A 19,584-nucleotide genomic window follows, 5' to 3' on the forward strand; every position below is an offset into this window, starting at 1 on the left:
TACTAATGAGTTTATTGATGATAAAAGGGCCAACCTCTCGGGGTTGGCCCTTTTGTTCATGTTCATACGAAGACTTTTTGGTTAGGATGGATGACTGACCCAGGGGGCGCACGTTGAGCGTTCCGCAGTTCGGCCACAAGAGCCGGCAAAGAACAAGGAGTGTTTTATGAAGTGGAAAGTCGCAATGTGGTCAGGGTTGATAATGACGCTATTGTCGGGGTGCTCATCTCGTCAGGAGGTCGTGCTCGACCGTGAGCCGATCACCATTCCCCTTGAGCAACTCTCCCGTTACTGGGTACAGGAAAAAAAGTGGTCATGGTTTGGCAATGACGATCCTGTGCTGCCGACCAAGCCGGTCAAGGGGTATGTTGAGGTGCGCTACCAGATCGATGCCAGCGGCATGCCGGTCAAGCCTGAAGTGGTGGCGGCCGAGCCCCCCGGCGAGCTGGAGCAGAGCGCGCTGGCGACACTCTCGCGGATCCGCTATAGCCCGGCAAAGGGCAACCCGGATGCCATTCCGGTCGAGGTGATCAACCGCTTCGACATCGAGATCAACTGATACCCCATCACTCTGATGTCAGCGAAACAGAGACCCCGGCCAGGCCGGGGTCACGTTTATTGCTGTTTGCAGTCGTTGTAGGCGGTCTGCCACTCGCCATCCTCATCCCGAAGCTCGACAAAACCCTCATCCCCCTTGTTCCACCAGACGGCTTCGTGCTCGTCCGTATAGCGGGCACCGGAAGCCGAAATGGCCTGGGGCAGGGTGTAATCCTTGCCATCTGGCAGGGATAGCTTGATAAAGCTGAGACTCTGGTCGGAGAGAGAGAAGTAGCGCACCTGCACCTTCTTGCCCTGCTCGCACTGATAACTGACCGGTTCACCACCGGTGACGGAGAGGGTATTGCCCTGATTGCAGCCGGCAAGTAGGGCGAGGGCCAGCCCACTAGCGGCCATCATATGTACTTTATTCATGATTACGGTTCCATTGGCGTGATATGAGCGTGAGCCTAACAGGTTGTTGTTATTGCGCAATCATCTGAGTCATGTTGTGCGTCGCTGACTGTCCGGCCTGCCTGCCTCGGAGGTACTTTTAAGTTGCGGCAGGGATGGCGAGGTAGGAGTAAACGCGGAAGACAAAAAAGCCCCGGCAGGCGACGGGGCGAAAGAGAGCTCATCCATGGGCTGACAACAGTGCTTACAACAGGAGATCAATAACCGAAGCGGGTTGCCTCGAAGCGGTTGAGCAACCGGTGAACGAGGTAGCAGGCCAGCAGGGTGACCACGATGGCAAACAGGATGCTGCTCACCCGGTAGAGGGCGCTGAACACCAGATCGTTGCCCGGGGTGAGGTACTGGCCAAACAGGATACCGAGGGTGGTGAGGGCGCCAAAGCCGACCCCGGAGCCGCCCGCCTCCTTGAGGTGGGCATGGCTGAACAGCATGGCGCCGAGCCACAGTAGCGGGGCGACCAGCAGCAGTTGCCCTGACCAGTCATAGAGCAACAGCTGGCCGAGCAAGCCGAAGGTGACCCCCAGCAAGGTGCCCATCGCCCTTTTGCGGGCATAACTGAGGGCGCCGTTCCAGTGCATGGGGAACAGCACCAGCAGGGTCGTGGCCTGGGCAGACATGGAGTCGCGCAGGTCAAACACCTGAAATACCAGAAACGACAGGGTGGCCACAGTGGCACCCAGCAGGGCTTCATGGCGCATCCGGTGCGGCGCCTTGGCGGTCGGGGCGGGCTTGGGTCTGGCCTCCACGTCCGGGATCAGCATGGTCATCAGGTAAGCGATCAGCACCGACAGCACGCTCGCCCAGATATTGTTGAGGATCAGGTCGTTGAGGTCGGTCTGCGGATAGCTGGCAAAGTGCAGCATGATACTGAGGCTCAGCACCCCGTTGGCCCCGAACAGAAACAGGCTGCCTCGCGACATGGCGGCGAAACGGTAGAGAAACAGCAGGAAGGCGATGGGGGTCATCAGTGCCGGATGGCTGCCAAACAGCCCCCCCAGCAGCCCGACCTCCACCCCGCAGACCACTGCCGCCCCGATCAGTTGGCGCGCGGCATGGCCATTCATCACCGGCACCATCCCCAGCAGCAGCACCGGCGTGACCGTATAGAAGACCCCGTAATTCCAGCCAAACAGCTTGCAGAGCAGAAAGCCCGTGGTGCAGCCAAAGGCGATGCGCAGGCACTGGCGCAGCTCGTTGCCGGTGAGGGGCCGATACCAGAGGTGAGTGGCAGCACCACCGGCGGGGTGGACTGAGGCGGTATTGGCCGACGGGTGAGTGGCGTGGTTAGTAGACATAATGGAGCAGGCTGAGCAGGTGGATCTGGCCCCGTGCCAGCATGGCGGTCAGGGCATTGTCCGGCAGCAGTTGCACCGTGGCCCGCGCCCCGGCTGGCAGATGGTCAGGGAGCTGCTCCAGCTCGAGGTGCAGCCGCATCCGCTGGGCATCCCGTACCCAGCGATCCGACTCCACCGGCGCGGCCAGCCGACCATTGGCATCAAACTGACCGGCACTCACTCCGGCATCCAGACTACTTACCCGGGCAGGATAGAGCTGACCCGGCTCGCCATCGAAGGCGACCAGTGCGCGGGTTTGCGCGCCGACATGGCGCAGGCTCTTCTCCCTAAAATCGGCAATGACATCCACCTGTTCCGACACCAGCGCCAGCAGCGGGCTGCCGGCGCTGGCGATACTGCCCGGCTTGAGCTGCAGATTGGTGATGGTGCCATCCTGATCCGCGTGGACCTGGCTGTAAGATAGGGCCAGCTCTGCTTGCGCCAGTTTGTTGCGGGCCTGGCGCAGCAACAGATTATCCTCACCGGTCACGCCACGACTGGCCTTGATCTGGGCCAGTTTGGCCTGACTGGCGCGCAGGTTGGCCTGGGCGCTGCGCAGGGCGCTGTCAGCCTCATCTTTTTGTTGCAGCGAAACCATGTGGCGTTGGTACAGCGCATCGATGCGCTCAGCCTCGCGCCACTTCTGGCTGGCCAGGGTCTCTTTGGCGTTGATCTCGGCAACGGCGGCGGTCAGGGCGGCATCCAGTTCACTGTTCTGCTGCACGGCCTGCGCCAGCGCAAGGCGAGCCTGCTCCACCGCCAGTTCAAAAGGGGCCGGATCCAGCCTCAACAGCAGCTCCCCTTTCTTGACCTGCTGGTTGTTGTGAACAGCGACCTCGATCACCTTGCCGCTCACCTGGGGGGCCAGCTTGGTGACCACCCGGGTCGCCATCGCCTGAGGGGTGAGGGGCATCAGCAGGTCGGCTATCAGAAAATAGGCAAACAGGGTGGCAAAGCCCGCCATGGACCATTTGATCCAGCGGGTAAATTGTTGATCCGGGGTCATCTTATTCTCTCTCTGTGTCGGTCTCGGGAGGGCTTGTATCGCCTCCGGCTTGTCGGTCGTGGTGTTGTTCAATTTTGCTGAGGGCGTTGGCCGAGATCCGCTGCACCGTGGCTTCAAACAGCTGCAGGGTCTGCTCGTCGATGCCCCCCAGCAGCTCCCGGCGAATATTCATGATGCGGTCTGCGATCTGATCGAGCAGGGTCTGGCCAGCCGGGGTCACGCAGACGATGCGGGCCCGCTTGTCCTGACTGCAGCAGTGGCGCTCAATCAGACCCTGCTCTTCCAGCTGGCCCAGGGTGCGCATCAGGGAGGGGAGCTCTATCTCGAGGGCTTCGGCCAGGGTCTTCTGGCTGACATGGTTCCCCATGCGGGAGAGCTTCCACAGCGCGGTCCAGCGGGGATGGGTGAGGCCAAGGGGAGCCAGCTCCAGATCGGCGGCAGTACGCCATAGCCGGTGCATCCGCGCTATCTGCTCGGCGAGCGACAGCTCGCGCAACCTTTCCAGGTCCGTCATCTTCTCATCCTCAATGTACTTAGCCTGCTAAGTATCATACTTGTTTAGCAGGCTAAGTAAATGGTGTGATGCGGATCATGTTTCTGGTCGGATCTTTCGTTGATGTGAGCGAGCATAGTGCGAGCCCCTGATATGTTTTTGGATGCCGATCCACTCGAGGCTCTTTTGTTGGTTCGGATATGGCATCCTGAATGAAGGATATCCGGCAGCTATTTTCATGAAATTTTCAGCTTCAGCGAGCAGCTCTTTTTTTATCCGCTAATATTGATGGGGTTATAAAGCAAGGGGGGAACGGGTTGTGGATGGATATGACAGTGGATGTGTGTATCTGGCAATTGAAATGCTGTTGAGTGATGGGGAATATGGTGCCGAATCACATCATGGTGCGAATCGGGAGAGCGCTATCAGAAGTACCGATATCAGTCATGATTTTGACCCCGCCAATATTCCATTGCTGTTGACAGAATAGACCTGACCGTGTGTGATCCTTGTGAGCTCAAGCCAGTGTCCTGGTATTTGCTGGCTTGACTCATCACTATTTCAACGATCTTCCTTGCCTCTCTCCTCTCACTATTTTCATCGTGTGTGCTTCTGCTGCGCTTGCACAAACCCTGATATGGCCTGTCATGGCGCTTGAGTCAGAGTGATAACCTTGCCCGCTGATTATCATTCACAGGGTCTGTGAGGATACATGATTGCAGGGCTTGCCATCTGGTTCTGGTATTTTCCCGGAGGGGAGAGGCCATCATATCGTTATTACTATTAGTCATCTAAATAACCACAGTATGGCTCGCTCGTTTTATCGTCCAACTGCTTGGTCTGGCCGGCTATCGATGGTGTGCTGAGCTGCGTGCGTTGGTGGCGCCATGATGTTTAAGTTTTTAATGTTTTTATATGGCTTTGCAGTCTGGCTAACCGACAGGGGCGAGGGGGATCAATAAAGTAGCGCCACAATCACACGCAGAGTACATAACAATGAAAAACCTCTCACCCCTACAAACCACACAAGAAAAGGCCGCCTTGATGGGCGGCCAACAAATTGCCGGGATGCCGCTCTTTATATTTCTCGGGCTGGCAACCTGCGTTCTCTTTTCCGGCTTTAATGGCTCGTTGCCGCTGGGCATGGTTGGTGCGCTGGCGCTGATGTTCGTGCTGGGCACCCTGCTGACCGAGCTGGGTGAGCGGATCATGCCGATCCGTGAATACCTGGGGGGTGGCACCATCCTCGCTATCTTCGGCGGCGCCGCCCTGTTCGAATACCAACTGCTGCCGGTACAGGCCGGGCAGGTCATCACCAACTTTATGAAGGAGGGGGGCTTTCTTAACTTCTTTATCGCCAGTCTGGTGACCGGCTCGGTGTTTGGCATGAGCAGTGCTCTGCTGAAAAATGCCGCCATGCGTTATCTGCCGGTGATCCTCGGCGGTGTGACGCTGGCGCTGCTGAGCGTGGGGCTGGTCGGCTCTCTGATGGGTTACGGCTTCAAGAGTGCGGTGCTGCTGATCGGCCTGCCGATCATGGGCGGTGGCATGGGCGCTGGCGCGGTGCCGTTGGTGGAGATCCTCTCCGGCCCGATGCAGATGTCCAGCGCGGATCTATTGTCACGCATGGTACCGGCGGTGGTGATCGCCAATACCCTGGCGATTCTGGTGGGTTCCCTACTGGTGCGCCTTGGTCGTCGTTACCCTTCCCTGACCGGCAACGGCACACTGATGGTGAAAGAGATTGATCAGAATATCGCTGACGAGCAGGTCGAGGCACCGACCCTGCAGAGTCTCGGTATGGGACTTTTCATCAGCTCCAGCATGTTTGTGTTGGGCTCCCTGCTTGGCAATTTTATTCCCATGCACCCCTTCGCCCTGATGATTTTGGCGGTTGCCTTTATCAAGGTGAGTGGCCTGTTGCCGCGCCGTTATGAGCAGGCGGCGGCCGACTGGTATCAGTTTGTGGTGAGCAACCTCACCCCCTCCCTGCTGGTGGGGATCGGCGTCGCCTACACCAGTATTCCGGAGCTTATCAGCGCTTTTTCCATCAGCTACGTTGTGCTGGTCATGGTCACTGTGGTGGGGGGCGCCCTTGGTGCGGCGCTGGTCGGCAAGCTGATCGGCTTCTATCCCATCGAGGCGGCCATCACTGGCGGACTCTGTATGGCCAACATGGGGGGCACCGGCGATGTCGCTGTGCTCTCGGCGGCCCAGCGCATGAAGCTGATGCCCTTTGCCCAAATATCTTCTCGCCTTGGCGGTGCCGTGATGCTGATTTTGGCCACCGCCCTTATCTCCCTGCTTGCCTGATACCGGATTGAGGAACAAACAAGATGAACGACATCATGATGGGTACCAGCCTGCCCTATGCCGAGCGCAAACGTCAGGGCGTGCGGGGTCGTATGCCCCATAAGGAGGAGTCCCTCTCTCAGCAGCGGCGGCGGATCTACCGGCTGGTCAGCGCCATGCAAAGCCCGTTTGACCAGCATCTGCTGTTGCGTCAGCTGCAGGAGGACAATCCGGTGCTGTTCTACGATCTGGTGCGCCACCACCTGCCGGAGCTGTTGCCGATCATCTATACCCCGGTGGTGGGGGAGGCGTGCCAGCGCCACAGCGACCTCTATCTGCGCAGCCACGGCCTCTATCTCTCCTGGCACGACAGGGATGATCTGGATGATATCCTCGAGTCGGTGGAGCAGGAGGTGGACGTGATCGTCATCTCCGATGGCGAGCGGGTGCTGGGGCTCGGCGATCTCGGTATCGGCGGCATGGGGATCTGTATCGGCAAGTTGGCGCTCTACTCCGCTGCTGGCGGCATTAATCCGGCGCGCACCCTGCCGCTCTGTGTCGATGTGGGTACCAACAACCCCGAGCTGCTGGAGGATGACTCCTACCTCGGCTGGCAATCGCCGCGCATTGACGGCGAGAGCTACTACCACTTTATGGACAAGGTTGTGGCCGCCATTCGCAAGCGCTGGCCGCAGGTGGTGCTGCAGTTTGAAGACTTTGCCGGCAAGCACGCCGCCAACTTGCTGACCCGCTATCGGGACGAGCTCTGCATGTTCAACGACGATATTCAAGGGACGGCGGCGGTCGCCTCTGCCTGCGTGCTGGCCGGGTTGCAGCAGGCGGGTACCGCCCTGGGCGATGTCCCGGTGCTGATCGTCGGCGCGGGTTCGGCCGGTTGCGGCATCGCCGCCATGCTGGCCCAGCTGGCGGGGCGCTGCGATGGCGTCTGGCTGTTTGATCAGGATGGAGTGGTTTGCGGCGATCGTCCCAATCTGACCCGTACCCAGTTGCCGTTTGCCCGAGCCGTGGAGGAGGGGAGCAGTTCGTTGCTCGACACTATTCGCTTGGTGCGCCCGGCGGTCTTGATTGGGGTGAGCGGTCAGGGCGGCCTCTTTACCCGCGAGGTGTTGCAGGCGATGGGGGAGGTGTGCGCGCAGCCGGTGATCCTGCCGCTCTCCAACCCGACCCGCAGTGCCGAGGCTACCCCCGATCAGGTGTGGGATGCCACCGCAGGTCGCGCCCTGCTGGCCACCGGCAGCCCCTTTGCACCTGTGACGGTAGCAGGAGAGCTGCGGCTGGTCTCCCAGTGCAACAACGTCTATGTCTTCCCGGGGATTGGTCTGGGGGCCTGCGCCGTCAAGGCGCGCCGCATCAGCGATGGCATGTTGCTGGCCGCGGTGCGGGCGGTCGGTGCCTATCCACTGGAGGCTGGGCGACTGCTACCCCCGATTGAACAGGTGGGAGAGGTGGCCCGCGCCGTTGCCAGAGCGGTGGCGCTTTGTGCCCGCGAGGAGGGGCTGGCCGATTTTGTCGGCGATCCGGCACCTTTGATTGACCAGACCTGGTGGCATCCGCACTATTGGGCAGCGTCCTGACGTTTTAAGGTATGTGTATGAAACTTCGCCACCAGCTGGTCACCCTCTCGCTTGGGCTCTCTCTGCTGCTGATCCTCATTTTGGGTACTCTGCTTGCCCTCTTCATCCGCCATATTCTGGAGAGCAACCTGGAGGAGAAAGGGAGTGATCTGGCTCGGGTGATGGCGGCGGATACCCGGGTGGTTGAAGCGCTGCGCCAGGGGAGTGATCCGAGCCTGCGCGACTACATAGAGGCGGTCTGCAACCGCACCGATGCCACCTATATGGTGGTGACCGATGAGCATGGCCACCGTCTCAGCCACCCTAACACCGAGCTGGTCGGGCAGAAGTTTCGCGGCGAGGATATCTGGCCGGTGTTGCATGAGCGGCGCAGCTACTGCTCGCGGGATATGGGTACGCTAGGGCCTGCCATTCGTTGTTTCTCCCCGGTGGTGGGCGGTGACGGGCGCGTCATGGGGGCCGTGGTTGTTGGTTATCTGATGCAGCAGGTAGAGGGCATCTATATGGAGCGGGTGGCCCTGCTCATCAGTGCCATCGTGGCCGTATTAGGGTGCGGCCTGCTGCTGGCACTCTGGGTGCAATACCTGCTGCGCAAGACCCTGCTCGATCTGGAGCCGGAGGCGATCGTGCGCCGCTTTACTCTGCAAGATCTGGTGCTGGAGCACATCACCGAAGGGGTCATCGCCCTCGATGGCCGCGGCAACATCAACATGATCAACAGCACCGCCAGCTACCAGCTGCGGCTGCCGGTTACCGGGCGCCATGCCCTGCAGGGGCAGTCGCTGGCGGAGCTGGTGCCGCCCCTTGCCCCCTGTCTGGAGCAGGAGGGTGGCGAGGTGACCTTCACCATTCAGGGAGAGTCATTTGTCGGTCGCTGGCAGGCGGTGCAGGGCAAGGCGCCGGGACGGCTGTTGATCTTCAGCCGTCCGGAGGTGGCTGCCAGTCTGGGGGTGCAGGTGACCCATCTGCGCCAGTATGCCGAGATGCTGCGGATGCAGAGCCATGAGTTTGCCAACAAGCTGAGCAGTCTCTCCGGCCTGTTGCAGCTGGGCCATGTGGATCAGGCGGTGGAGCTTATCCAGCAGGAGAACGAAGCGTGCCAGACCATGCTGCAGGAGCTGCTGCGGCTGATCGACAACAAGCCGGTGGCGGGGCTTATTCTCGGCAAGTTCAGCCGGGCCCGCGAGCTGGGGGTGACCCTGGAGCTCGATCCCGACTCGGCGCTGGCGGAGTATCCGGCTTCGGTTTCGGCCGATCTCATCACCCTCATTGGCAACCTGCTGGACAACGGCCTGCAGGCGGCCTGGCGCAACCGCCAGCAGCGGCCGCCGCGGGTGCTGCTCTCCCTGTGCGATGTGGGGCGGCGGCTGGTGATCGAGGTGGAGGATAGTGGCGAGGGGGTCGACGAGGAGCTGGCCGATCATCTGTTCGATTACGGGGTGAGTCGCCAGAGCGGCGATCACGGGGTGGGTCTGTTCCTGGTCAAGGAGACCGTGGGTCGGCACGAGGGTGTGATAGAATGGCGGCGAACCGCCGAGCAGACCACCCTGTTTGGTATCTACTTGAATAAAAACCAATTAATGTGAGCCATGGACCCAATAATCACGCTTGTTATTGAAGATGACGATCGGATCGGTGCCATCTTGTCAGAACTGGTGGCGGCGACCCCCGGTTTCTCCCTGCTGGGGCGGGCCGGCACCCTGGCCCAGGCCGATGCCATGATGGCCGGTGTGGTGCCCCAACTGTTGCTGGTGGATGTCTCCTTGCCCGATGGCTCAGGCCTGGAGTGGGTGAGCCGTCTGCGCAGCCACAACCGCGAAGCCTATGTCATCATGGTGACTGCCTCGCGGGATGTGGAGACCATCCAGCAGGCCCTCAATCTGGGGGTTCATGACTACGTCATCAAGCCATTGCGGCTGTTTCGCATCCAGCAGAGTCTGGACGAAATCCAGCAACTGCACAGCCGCCTCTGCGAGCGGGGTCGGCTGGAACAGGAAGATCTCGACAAGCTGCTGGGCAAAGGAGGGCGCTCCCAGATCAAGGAGATGCGCGTCACCCCCAAGGGGATCGACAGCATCACCCTGCGTCAGGTGCTCGACCTGCTGGCGGGCGAGCCGGAGAGCGTCTTCTCCACCGACACGGTGGCGCTGCGACTCTCTCTCAGCCGCACTACGGCGCGTCGATATCTGGAGTATCTGGAGTCGGAAGACAAGGTCGATGTGGATCTTAACTACGGTCAGCGGGGGCGCCCCGAGCGGCGTTATCGCTGGCGCCGGGCAGGCTGATATGCTGTGTCTGAGTGCATTTGAACAGGAGGAGGGAGCCAGCGGCTCCCTCCTTTTTTATGCTGGATGAGCCGTCAGGCGGCGTTACCTGCTGGCTGAGTAGGGCCTTTTTTCAACTGGGAGGCCATCACCCCGTCCAGGATCAGCCCGCCACCCAGCAGGTGATAGCCGTGGTTCGGTTCGCCCAGCCCAATAACGGCGATAAGCGCATACAGAGCGGTAGCAGGTTCATAAAAATTGAGGTGCGTTCTGCCCCATACAGGCGAGGCGCGCTTCATAGTGACCCGGCAGATCCGCGCACCCTCGCTCAGTGGGCTGCGCAGCTACATAGCACTGAGCTGACCCTGGCTCGCCGCTGCTTGCGGGAGCTGGGGATGAGCTTCGGTCAGTGGCGGGCGCGCTTGCGATTGATCAAGGCGCTGGCTTGGCTCAAGGAGGATCTGCCCGTTCAGGAGGTCAGCTGGCGGCTCGGTTATGGCTCCACCTCGGCCTTTATCGCCATGTTCCACCGCGAGCTGGGCTGTTCACCCCAGCGCTATCGCCAACAGCTGGCCACCGGGGAGCGCAGGCTCATCTATCGTAATAAAGGGGCGCCCGCAGGCGCCCTTTCTGATGACATTTGCTTGTGCTAGAAGAAGCCGAGCGGGTTGATGTCGTGGCTCACCAGCAGGTTCTTGGTGTTCTGGTAGTGGTCCAGCATCATCTTGTGGGTCTCGCGGCCAATCCCCGACTTTTTGTAACCGCCAAAGGCGGCGTGTGCCGGGTAGGCGTGGTAGCAGTTGACCCAGACCCGGCCAGCCTGAATGCCACGCCCCATGCGCCAGGCCAGGTTGCTGTCGCGGGTCCACAGGCCTGCTCCCAACCCGTACTGGGTGTCGTTGGCAATGGCCAGTGCCTCTGCTTCGTCCTTGAAGGTGGTGACCCCGAGCGCAGGCCCGAAGATCTCCTCCTGGAACACCCGCATCTTGTTCTGACCGGAGAAGATGGTGGGCTGGATGTAGAAGCCCCCCTCCAGCCCGCTCACCTTGGCCGGGCCACCGCCGATCAGCATCTTTGCCCCTTCACCGCGACCAATTTCCATATAGCTCAGGATCTTGTCGAACTGCTCGCGGGATGCCTGCGCCCCCACCTGAGTGGCGGTATCGAGGGGGTTACCCTGCACGATAGTGCGGGCGCGGGCCAGCACCCGGTCCATGAAGTCGTCATAGATGCTGGCCTGCACCAGGGCGCGGGAGGGGCAGGTACATACCTCGCCCTGGTTGAAGAAGGTCATCAGCATCCCTTCTACCGCCTTGTCGATATAGCTGCTCTCGTGCTGCATCACGTCGGCGAAGTAGATGTTGGGGGACTTGCCACCCAGCTCCACGGTGGAGGGGATCAGCTTGTCGGCGGCGCAGCGCAGGATATGGGCGCCCACTTCGGTCGAACCGGTGAAGGCGAGTTTCTGGATCCGGTTGCTGGTGGCCAGCGCCTGACCTGCCTCTGCGCCGAAGCCGTTGACCACGTTGACTACGCCGGGGGGCAGGATGTCCTTGATGAGATCCATCATCAGCATGATGGTGACCGGGGTCTGCTCGGCGGGCTTGAGCACGCTGCAGCAACCCGCTGCCAGCACCGGGGCCAGCTTCCAGGCGGCCATCAGCAGCGGGAAGTTCCACGGGATGATCTGGCCGACTACGCCGATGGGCTCCTTGAAGTGGTAGCTGACGGTGTTCTGATCCAGCTCGGCGGCCGAGCCCTCCTGAGCGCGAATGCAGCCAGCGAAGTAGCGGAAGTGATCCACCACCAGCGGCAGGTCTGCCGCCAGGGTTTCACGCACCGCCTTGCCGTTCTCCCAGGTTTCGGCGATGGCGAGCCGTTCGATGTTCTGCTCGATGCGATCGGCGATGCGCAGCAGCAGGTTGCTGCGCTCGGTGACGCTGGTCTTGCTCCAGCTGGTGAACGCCTTGTGGGCGGCATCCAGCGCCAGCTCGATATCGGCGGCGTCGGAGCGGGCGACCTCGCAGAATACTTTGCCATCCACCGGCGAGATGTTTTCAAAGTAGCGGCCGGCGCGAGGAGCCACCCACTCACCACCGATGAAGTTGTCGTAACGGGACTTGAAGCTGACCAGGGCACCTGCCTGACCGGGAGCGGTATAAATCATCGCATCATCCTTTATGTGTGTGGTCCTGACCGGACTGGCTGACAGACCGGTTGCCAGCTGATATCGCAAGGGGCGTGCCAAAGGGTCTGACCAGCAGACAGAAGGTTACAAAAACGTTATCAAACGGGGTGTGGCAGCGTATCTTGGTTAACCAATGACCACGGCTATTGCGATAAAACTGTACCGTTTCTGGACAGTGGCCGAGACAGTCGTGCTGTTTGTGAACAGGAGGCGTGATGAGTGAGTCACTTCAACCCGGTCCCGGTCCGATCCTGCGTTCCTGGCAGCGTTGCCTGCATCAGGGGCTGAGCCGCCAGCAGAGTGCCGATCTGGACTTGCTGCCCCAAGGGGAGCTGTCGGCCCGTCAGGAGCAGCACAGGGCGCTGATCGCCTGCTTCCAGCGCTTCGTACTGCCGCTGTTTGCCCAGTTGCTGGCGGGTCGCCCCTGTCGCCTGTTGCTGTGTGACGGTGAGGGGGCCATTCTGGCCGCCAGTGGTGATGAGGGGTTCGCCCGCCATGCCGAGCGTATCTTTTTGCGCAGTGGCGTCCGCTGGGGGGAGGCGAGCAAGGGCACCAACGCCATCGGTACCGCGCTGGCCGAGCAGAGTGAAGTGCAGGTGCTCGGCAATCAGCACTTCTTCGCCCAGCACAGCTTCCTCAGTTGCAGCGCCTGTCCGTTGCTCGGGCCGAATGGGCAATTGCTCGGGGTGCTCGACATCTCCACCGATGCGGCCCATCACGATGGCGACATGTTGGGCACGGTGCGGCTCTTGGCCATGACGCTGGAAAACGCACTATTGGCGCGTCAGCCGGGCTGGCTGGTGGATCTGGAGCCCCAGAGCCTCTGGTCCGCTCGCCTGTTGCTGGGAGAGGAGGGGGAACTGCTCGGCGCCAACCGGGCAGGCCGACTCTGGCTCGGCCAGCACCCTTTCGATGGCAGGCAACTGCTGCGGGAGGGGCGTGGTTTGCGGCTGGTGCCAGCAGCGGACACGACCTCTTCCCGCGCCGTGCTGCCGGGTCACTCAAGCCCGGTGCCACATCCGCAGCAGGTGCCGCTCAAGATGCTGGAGCGCGGAATTTCGCTGCTTATCGAGGGGGAGACCGGCAGCGGCAAGGAGCATCTGGTGCGGGCCCTGCACCGGGCGTCCAGTCGGCGGGAGCAGCCACTGGTGTGCGTCAACTGCGGTGCGTTGCCAGCAGATCTGGTGGAAGCCGAGCTGTTTGGCTATGTGGGCGGAGCCTTCAGCGGTGCCCGCAGCCAGGGCAGCCAGGGGTATCTGCGCGCAGCCCATGGCGGTATGCTGATGCTCGATGAAATTGGCGAACTGCCGCTGCAGGCTCAAACCCGACTGCTGCGGGTATTGCAGGAGCGCAGCGTGACACCGGTTGGCAGTCACAAGCCGGAGGCGGTGGATTTCTGGCTGGTCAGTGCCAGTCACCGGGATCTGGCGGCCATGGTGCAGAGCGGCGCATTTCGCGAAGATCTCTATTACCGGATCTGCGGCTGGCGCCAGCAGCTGATGCCGCTGCGCCGTTGGCCTGCCGCTGAGCGTCTGGGGCTGATCCAGCGACTGCTGGCAGAGATGGACCCGACCCTGCGTCTGACCCGCGATGCGGAGCAACAACTACTGGCCCATCCGCTGCCCGGCAACGTGCGTCAGCTCAAGCAGGCACTGGAAGTGGCCTGTGTGCTGGCCGAGGGGTTGGGCTGGATTGAGCCCAACCACCTGCATCTACCCAGTGTGGCCACAGCGCCCGGCGCCTTGCCGATGGGGGAGGCGACCAGCTTGCGTGAACAAACCCGGCGGCAGATACAGCAAACGCTGGCGGCATGCGGCGGCAATGTGAGCGAGGCGGCGCGCCAGCTGGGGATCAGCCGCACCACTCTCTACCGGGCGCTGCGCGAAGTGCCCTGAGTTATCCCCCCCTCTTACCGGTTGTTTTCAAGACGCACATGACGGCTGGAGCCCTGCCCATCCAGCCGCTATGATGCGCCCTTGCCGGGGGCATTGCGCCCGTTGACTCATCCGTTGAGGATTTTCTGCCATGTCACAACACATAGGGGCGCTGACCCTGCTGGTGGCTGATTACGATCAGGCCATTCGCTTTTTTACCGAGGGACTGGGTTTCGAGTTGTTGGAAGACACGCCCCTCGATGAACCGGGCAAACCGGGCAAGCGCTGGGTGCGGGTTGCCCCCAAAGGCGCTCCCGGTTCCGCGCTGCTGCTGGCACAAGCGGCCAATGCGCAGCAGCAGGCCGCCATCGGCCAGCAGGGCGGTGGCCGGGTATTTCTGTTCCTCGAGACCACTGATTTCTGGGGGGATTACCAGCGCATGCAGGCCTGCGGTGTGCATTTTTGTGAACAGCCCCGTGACGAGCCTTATGGCACAGTGGTGGTGTTTGAGGATATCAGCGGCAACCGGTGGGACTTGTTGCAACGTACTGCTGCCAACTGAATCTGAAAACGTTTATCATCCCGCCTGTCATAAAGTCATAAAAGTGTCACAGAAAATTCTAATAATTGGCGCACCCATCTTCACAGAGGAGAGAGAAGGGAATGGCTAAGCGAATTCTGGTGGTCGAGGACGAAGCACCGATCCGCGAAATGCTCTGCTTCGTGCTTGAGCAGAAGGGATATGAGACGATTGAAGCGGAAGATTACGCCGATGGACTGACGAAGGTGCGCGAACCCTACCCCGAACTCATCGTGCTCGACTGGATGATGCCGGGTGGCAGTGGCATCCAGTTTATCAAGCAGCTCAAGCAGGATGAGGTGACGCGCCAGATCCCGGTGGTGATGCTCACCGCCCGCGGTGAAGAGGAGGACAAGGTGCGTGGTCTGGAGGCAGGAGCCGACGACTACATCACCAAGCCATTCTCGCCCAAGGAGCTGACCGCTCGCCTCCATGCGGTGATGCGCCGCGTGTCGCCCACCTCGGTGGATGAGGTGATCGAGGTGCAGGGGCTGAAACTCGATCCTGTCTCCCACCGGGTCAGTGCCGAAGAGAAGGCGCTCGACATGGGGCCGACCGAATTCAAGCTGCTTCACTTCTTTATGACTCACCCCGAGCGGGTCTACAGCCGTGAACAGCTGCTCAATAATGTCTGGGGTACCAATGTGTACGTCGAGGACAGAACCGTGGATGTGCATATTCGTCGCCTGCGCAAGGCGATTGAAGAGACAGGGCACGACAGATTGATCCAGACGGTGCGTGGAGCCGGATACCGCTTCTCAACCCGTCTCTAGAGGCAGTTATGTTGCAACCTTACGCCTGGCGGCGACAGTTGTGGCGAATGGCGTTTTTCTACGCCCCCTTCGCATTGGTTGGCTGGTTGATTGATCATCTTGCCCTCTGCCTGCTGGTGGCGGCCGTGTTGCATCTGGGCTGGCACTATCGCTTCCAGAAGCGGCTCTCTGACTGGCTGTGGCACGACCGCAGCTTGGTGCCCCCCAGCGGCAATGGCAGCTGGGAGTACATCTTCAACGGTATCTACAAGCTGCAGCAGCGTCACCGCGCCCGTCGCCGCGAGCTGGCGGGGCTGATCCGCCGCTTCCGGGAGGGGGCCGAGGCGCTGCCCGATGCCGCCGTAGTGTTTCGCACCGATGGCAGCATCCTTTGGTGCAACCGGCTGGCGGAGCAACTGCTCGGTTTTCGCTGGCCGGAGGATGCCGGCCAGCATATCGGCAACCTCATTCGCAATCCGGCCTTTAACGCCTATCTGGGTAAGGGGGCGTATGACGAGCCCCTCGAGATGCACTCCCCGGTCAACGAGGAGAAGTTTCTCGAGTTTCGCATCATGCCCTACGCCTCCGATCAGGCGATGCTGGTGGTGCGGGATGTCACCCGTTTGCGCAGTCTCGAAAAGACCCGCAAGCACTTCGTCTCCAACGTCTCTCACGAGCTGCGCACCCCGCTGACCGTGCTTAAGGGCTATCTGGAGATGACCGAGGAGCCGCCCCCGCCCGCCATGTGGGCCAAGGCCCATCGGGTGATGATGGAGCAGACCATCCGGATGGATAATCTGGTCAATCAGCTGCTCACCCTCTCCCGTATCGAGGCGGCCCCGACCGTGGATCTCTCTCATCTGGTGGACATGCCTGCCATGCTGGGGCTGCTGGAGCAGGAGGCGCGGGCGCTCTCGGGCGAACGGGCCCACCAGATCGAGTTTATGGTGCAGCCCAATCTGCTGGTGCGCGGAGATCAGGAGCAGCTGCGCAGTGCCGTCTCCAATCTGGTCTATAACGCCATCCACTACACCCCGGCGGGGCGCAAAATTACCGTGGAGTGGCGCAAGCAGGGGGCAATGGCGCTGTTTGCCGTGAGCGATGAGGGGGAGGGGATCCCGCCTGAACACCTGGCGCGGCTGACCGAGCGGTTCTATCGGGTCGACAAGGCCCGCTCCCGCCACACCGGCGGCTCAGGACTCGGCCTTGCCATCGTCAAGCATGCTCTCAGTCACCACGATTGCCAGCTCGATATCGAGAGCCGGGTCGGCCTTGGCAGTCGCTTCAGTTTTCTTATTCCTGGCCGCATGGTGGTGGTTAAATAGGTTTTTATAACAATGAGTTATCTGCTAAAAGAGGGCCGCTGAACGGGCCCTCTTTTCATCTGTTCAAATCTGCTGTCATGTCATTAAAGTGTCACATTAAATCCATAAATTTGTCACTGCCAGGTCAGATACTGGCGCCGTCTTAAGAACGGACCTTCTGTAACTTTGGAGAGTGAGTCGGAATGGAACTCACCGCTGACTCAGTCGAATTGACTAATGCAAGACGGTGTTAATCGGCGCCATGTATTGGCAATAGCCTTCTGTCACCTTGGAGAGAGGAGACAGAATGAAACTCAAGGTAATCGCCTTTTGTAACTTTGGAGAGATTGGATGAAACTCAACAAACTGGCTGGTGTAATCGGATTCACCGCAGCAACCCTGTTTTCTGTCAGCGCCCTGGCTGCTGGTGTGGATAAAGATCTGCCGGATTACCAACCGACCAGCGGCATTTCGGGCAACCTGTCCTCGGTCGGCTCGGACACCCTGGCCAACATGATGACCCTGTGGGCCGAAGAATTTAAGCGTTTGTACCCCAACGTCAATGTGCAGATCCAGGCCGCCGGTTCTTCTACCGCACCGACTGCCCTGACCGAAGGTGTTGCCCAGTTCGGTCCGATGAGCCGTGCCATCAAGGCCGGTGAAGAGGAAGCATTCGAGAAGCGTTACGGCTACAAGCCGACAGCCGTCCGCGTCGCTATCGATGCCCTGGCTGTGTTCGTCAACAAGGACAACCCCATCCAGGGCCTGACCATGCAACAGGTTGATGCCGTTTTCTCCAGCACCCTCAAGTGCGGTGAAGCCAAGGCAGCCACCAAGTGGTCTGATCTGGGTCTGGACGGTAACTGGTCCGGCAAGGATCTGCAGCTGTTCGGTCGTAACTCGGTCTCCGGCACCTACGGTTACTTCAAGGAGCAAGCGCTGTGTAATGGCGACTTCAAGAGTGGCGTGAATGAGCAACCGGGTTCAGCCTCTGTGGTGCAATCCGTCTCCTCTTCACTGAACGCTATTGGTTATTCCGGGATCGGTTACGTTACCTCCGGCGTGCGTGCGGTACCGCTCTCCAAAGATGGCAAAACCTTCATTGAAGCGACCTCCGACAATGCCATCACCGGCAAGTATCCGCTCTCTCGCTTCCTGTACGTTTATGTGAACAAGCATCCGAACAAGCCGCTCTCCCCGATGGAGCAGGAGTTCGTCAAGCTGATGCTCTCCAAAGCGGGCCAAAATATCGTGGCCAAAGATGGTTACGTGCCGGTGCCGGCCAAGGTGGTACAGGCTGACCTGAAAAAGCTGGGTATCATGTAACTGCCAGCAGTCAGCATGCCCTGATAAAGCGAGCCCCAAGCGGGCTCGCTTTTTTTTGGCTGCTGTTGTTTTTGTTAATAGATTGGGGTGGATATTTTTCCGTCAGCCGAGGGCTGGTTCCCTTGCGAAGCACGGCGGCATTTCCGAGAATAGGGCAACGTTACGGCAAAGGATCCTCTCATGATTGCGCCCCTTACCAAGTTTGGCCTGGTAGCCCTCTGTAGTTCCCTGCTGGCCGCCTGTGCCCAGTCCCCTACCGGTCGCAGCCAGATGCTGCTCTATTCCCCCCAGCAGATGAACCAGCTGGGTGCTGACTCCTTCGAGCAGATGAAGAAGCAGCAGAAGGTGAGCCAGGATGCCAAGCTCAACGCCTATGTCTCCTGTGTCGCCAAAGCGGTGACTGCCCAGGTGCCCACCAGCTATGGCATTACCAGCTGGGAGGTGGTGGTGTTTGACTCCAAACAGGTCAACGCCTTCGCCCTGCCTGGCGGCAAGATCGGCGTTTACAGCGGCCTGCTCAAGGTGGCCAAGAATCAGGATCAGCTGGCGACCGTCATCGGTCATGAGCTGACCCACGTGCTGGCCCAGCACTCCAACGAGCGGCTCTCGCGTAGCCAGCTGGCCGGGCTCGGTCTGGCCGCTGCCGACATCGCCATGGGGAGCAGCGAGTATCGTGGCGCCACCATGGCGGCCCTGGGACTCGGGGTCGAGGTGGGGGTGATGCTGCCCTATGGTCGCGAGCAGGAGAGCGAAGCAGACCGGCTCGGGCTGGAGCTGATGGCCCGTGCTGGTTTCAATCCAGCGGAAGCTGTTCCCCTGTGGCAAAACATGAGTGCTGCTGCCGGTGGTAATACCCCGCCGCAACTGCTCTCCACCCACCCCAGCAACGAGAGCCGGATCGCCGAGTTGCAGGCGCAACAGGCACAAGTGCTGCCGCTCTATGAGCAGGCCCGCGCCAATGGCCTGGTGCCCCGATGCAAGGTATAAGCCTGCGCATGGCGCGCAGCGATGATGCTGCCGCCATGACGGTGATGCAGCGAGCCAGCTGGCTCGCTGCCTATGGCCAGGTGTTCGGTGCCGATATGCTGGAACAGCTGAATGTCACCGCCCATCTGCAGGTCTGGCAGACCCGTCTGGCAGAAACGGGCCCCAGGCCCATGCTGCTTTGTCTCGATGAGGTGGTGATAGGCCTGCTCTACTGGCAACCACAGCTGGAAGCAGGGCAGAGCTGCGCCTTGATCCGCGCGTTCTACCTCCATCCCGACCACTGGCGACAAGGCTATGGCAAACGGCTGTGGCAGGCGGTAGCGATGCAGATGCGCCGCGCCGGTTGTGGTCGCGTAAAATTGTGGCTGCTCGATAGCAACCATATCGGCGAGGGGTTCTACCTGCGCCGCGGCTTCATCTTTGACGGCGAGGAGCGTACACTGATCAGCCTCGGTCAGCCCTGCAAACAGCGACAAATGAGTCGTTTGCTCTGATGGCTCTTGCCGTTTTTCGCCCCCGGTCACTTTATTTTTTTTGCGAATTAATACAATGTCCTCTTGGGAAAAAGTGGGATAACA

Annotated in this window: 17 protein-coding genes and 2 pseudogenes; 13 read left to right on the forward strand and 6 right to left on the reverse strand. The window is 60.6% G+C overall.

Annotation, left to right across the window (positions count from 1 at the left end; genetic code table 11):
* Positions 1–166 precede the first annotated feature (166 nt).
* The gene (locus BN1117_RS01615; protein ID WP_040094391.1) at positions 167–559 is read left to right on the forward strand and encodes an energy transducer TonB; all 393 of its coding nucleotides are present in this window, start codon (positions 167–169) and stop codon (positions 557–559) included.
* Between the two features lie 56 nt (positions 560–615).
* Here the strand turns inward: BN1117_RS01615 and BN1117_RS01620 are convergent, their stop codons facing one another.
* The 4 genes from BN1117_RS01620 to BN1117_RS01635 all read right to left on the reverse strand — a co-directional run bounded on the left by BN1117_RS01620 (position 616) and on the right by BN1117_RS01635 (position 3,865).
* The gene (locus BN1117_RS01620) at positions 616–972 is read right to left on the reverse strand and encodes an MliC family protein (RefSeq protein ID WP_040094393.1); all 357 of its coding nucleotides are present in this window, start codon (positions 970–972) and stop codon (positions 616–618) included.
* A 236-nt stretch (positions 973–1,208) separates the two neighbouring features.
* The gene (locus BN1117_RS01625; RefSeq protein ID WP_040094395.1) at positions 1,209–2,306 is read right to left on the reverse strand and encodes a DUF2955 domain-containing protein; all 1,098 of its coding nucleotides are present in this window, start codon (positions 2,304–2,306) and stop codon (positions 1,209–1,211) included.
* Positions 2,296–3,351, reverse strand: coding sequence for an HlyD family secretion protein (locus tag BN1117_RS01630; protein WP_040094397.1), 1,056 nt, complete (start codon positions 3,349–3,351; stop codon positions 2,296–2,298). Before BN1117_RS01630 ends, BN1117_RS01625 begins: the two co-directional genes overlap by 11 nt.
* A 1-nt stretch (position 3,352) precedes the next feature.
* On the reverse strand, positions 3,353–3,865 hold the full coding sequence (locus BN1117_RS01635; RefSeq protein WP_005349886.1) for a MarR family transcriptional regulator: 513 nt from the start codon (positions 3,863–3,865) through the stop codon (positions 3,353–3,355).
* Between the two features lie 975 nt (positions 3,866–4,840).
* Here BN1117_RS01635 and BN1117_RS01640 point away from each other — a divergent pair.
* The 4 genes from BN1117_RS01640 to BN1117_RS01655 are packed head-to-tail and all read left to right on the forward strand — an operon-like array spanning position 4,841 to position 10,016.
* Positions 4,841–6,157: a 2-hydroxycarboxylate transporter family protein gene (locus BN1117_RS01640; RefSeq protein WP_040094398.1), complete on the forward strand. Its 1,317-nt coding sequence runs from the start codon at positions 4,841–4,843 to the stop codon at positions 6,155–6,157.
* Positions 6,158–6,180: 23 nt separating this feature from the next.
* Positions 6,181–7,731: an oxaloacetate-decarboxylating malate dehydrogenase gene (maeA, locus tag BN1117_RS01645; RefSeq protein ID WP_040094400.1), complete on the forward strand. Its 1,551-nt coding sequence runs from the start codon at positions 6,181–6,183 to the stop codon at positions 7,729–7,731.
* 17 nt (positions 7,732–7,748) lie between these two features.
* The gene (locus tag BN1117_RS01650; RefSeq protein ID WP_040094401.1) at positions 7,749–9,317 is read left to right on the forward strand and encodes an ATP-binding protein; all 1,569 of its coding nucleotides are present in this window, start codon (positions 7,749–7,751) and stop codon (positions 9,315–9,317) included.
* Between the two features lie 3 nt (positions 9,318–9,320).
* Positions 9,321–10,016: a response regulator gene (locus BN1117_RS01655; RefSeq protein WP_040094403.1), complete on the forward strand. Its 696-nt coding sequence runs from the start codon at positions 9,321–9,323 to the stop codon at positions 10,014–10,016.
* Between the two features lie 74 nt (positions 10,017–10,090).
* On the opposite strand, the pseudogene BN1117_RS18835 reads toward BN1117_RS01655, so the two are convergent.
* Positions 10,091–10,272: pseudogene (locus BN1117_RS18835) on the reverse strand (EamA family transporter); the annotation flags it as partial.
* Between the two features lie 13 nt (positions 10,273–10,285).
* On the opposite strand from BN1117_RS18835, the pseudogene BN1117_RS01660 reads away from it, so the two are divergent.
* Positions 10,286–10,648 (forward strand): annotated as a pseudogene (locus BN1117_RS01660) (helix-turn-helix transcriptional regulator); the annotation flags it as partial.
* Here the strand turns inward: BN1117_RS01660 and exaC are convergent.
* On the reverse strand, positions 10,645–12,162 hold the full coding sequence (gene exaC, locus BN1117_RS01665) for an acetaldehyde dehydrogenase ExaC (protein ID WP_040094406.1): 1,518 nt from the start codon (positions 12,160–12,162) through the stop codon (positions 10,645–10,647). The pseudogene BN1117_RS01660 and the gene exaC sit on opposite strands and share 4 nt — an antisense overlap.
* A gap of 236 nt (positions 12,163–12,398) precedes the next feature.
* On the opposite strand from exaC, the gene BN1117_RS01670 reads away from it, so the two are divergent.
* The 7 genes from BN1117_RS01670 (at position 12,399) to BN1117_RS01700 (ending at position 19,500) form a co-directional block, all read left to right on the forward strand.
* The gene (locus BN1117_RS01670; RefSeq protein WP_040094408.1) at positions 12,399–14,078 is read left to right on the forward strand and encodes a sigma-54-dependent Fis family transcriptional regulator; all 1,680 of its coding nucleotides are present in this window, start codon (positions 12,399–12,401) and stop codon (positions 14,076–14,078) included.
* Between the two features lie 130 nt (positions 14,079–14,208).
* On the forward strand, positions 14,209–14,619 hold the full coding sequence (locus BN1117_RS01675) for a VOC family protein (protein ID WP_040094410.1): 411 nt from the start codon (positions 14,209–14,211) through the stop codon (positions 14,617–14,619).
* Positions 14,620–14,720: 101 nt separating this feature from the next.
* Positions 14,721–15,410, forward strand: coding sequence for a phosphate regulon transcriptional regulator PhoB (gene phoB, locus BN1117_RS01680; RefSeq protein ID WP_040094411.1), 690 nt, complete (start codon positions 14,721–14,723; stop codon positions 15,408–15,410).
* A gap of 8 nt (positions 15,411–15,418) precedes the next feature.
* Positions 15,419–16,714 carry a phosphate regulon sensor histidine kinase PhoR gene (phoR, locus tag BN1117_RS01685; protein WP_040094412.1) on the forward strand — a complete coding sequence of 432 codons (1,296 nt, stop codon included), beginning with the start codon at positions 15,419–15,421 and terminating at the stop codon, positions 16,712–16,714.
* 330 nt (positions 16,715–17,044) lie between these two features.
* Complete coding sequence (locus BN1117_RS01690) at positions 17,045–18,019, forward strand: PstS family phosphate ABC transporter substrate-binding protein (RefSeq protein WP_040094413.1); 975 nt, start codon at positions 17,045–17,047, stop codon at positions 18,017–18,019.
* Between the two features lie 180 nt (positions 18,020–18,199).
* The gene (locus BN1117_RS01695; protein ID WP_040094414.1) at positions 18,200–19,006 is read left to right on the forward strand and encodes a M48 family metallopeptidase; all 807 of its coding nucleotides are present in this window, start codon (positions 18,200–18,202) and stop codon (positions 19,004–19,006) included.
* Complete coding sequence (locus BN1117_RS01700; RefSeq protein ID WP_040094415.1) at positions 18,994–19,500, forward strand: GNAT family N-acetyltransferase; 507 nt, start codon at positions 18,994–18,996, stop codon at positions 19,498–19,500. Before BN1117_RS01695 ends, BN1117_RS01700 begins: the two co-directional genes overlap by 13 nt.
* Positions 19,501–19,584: the final 84 nt, after the last annotated feature.

The sequence above is a fragment of the Aeromonas australiensis genome (assembly GCF_000819725.1).
Taxonomy (GTDB): Bacteria; Pseudomonadota; Gammaproteobacteria; order Enterobacterales; family Aeromonadaceae; genus Aeromonas; species Aeromonas australiensis.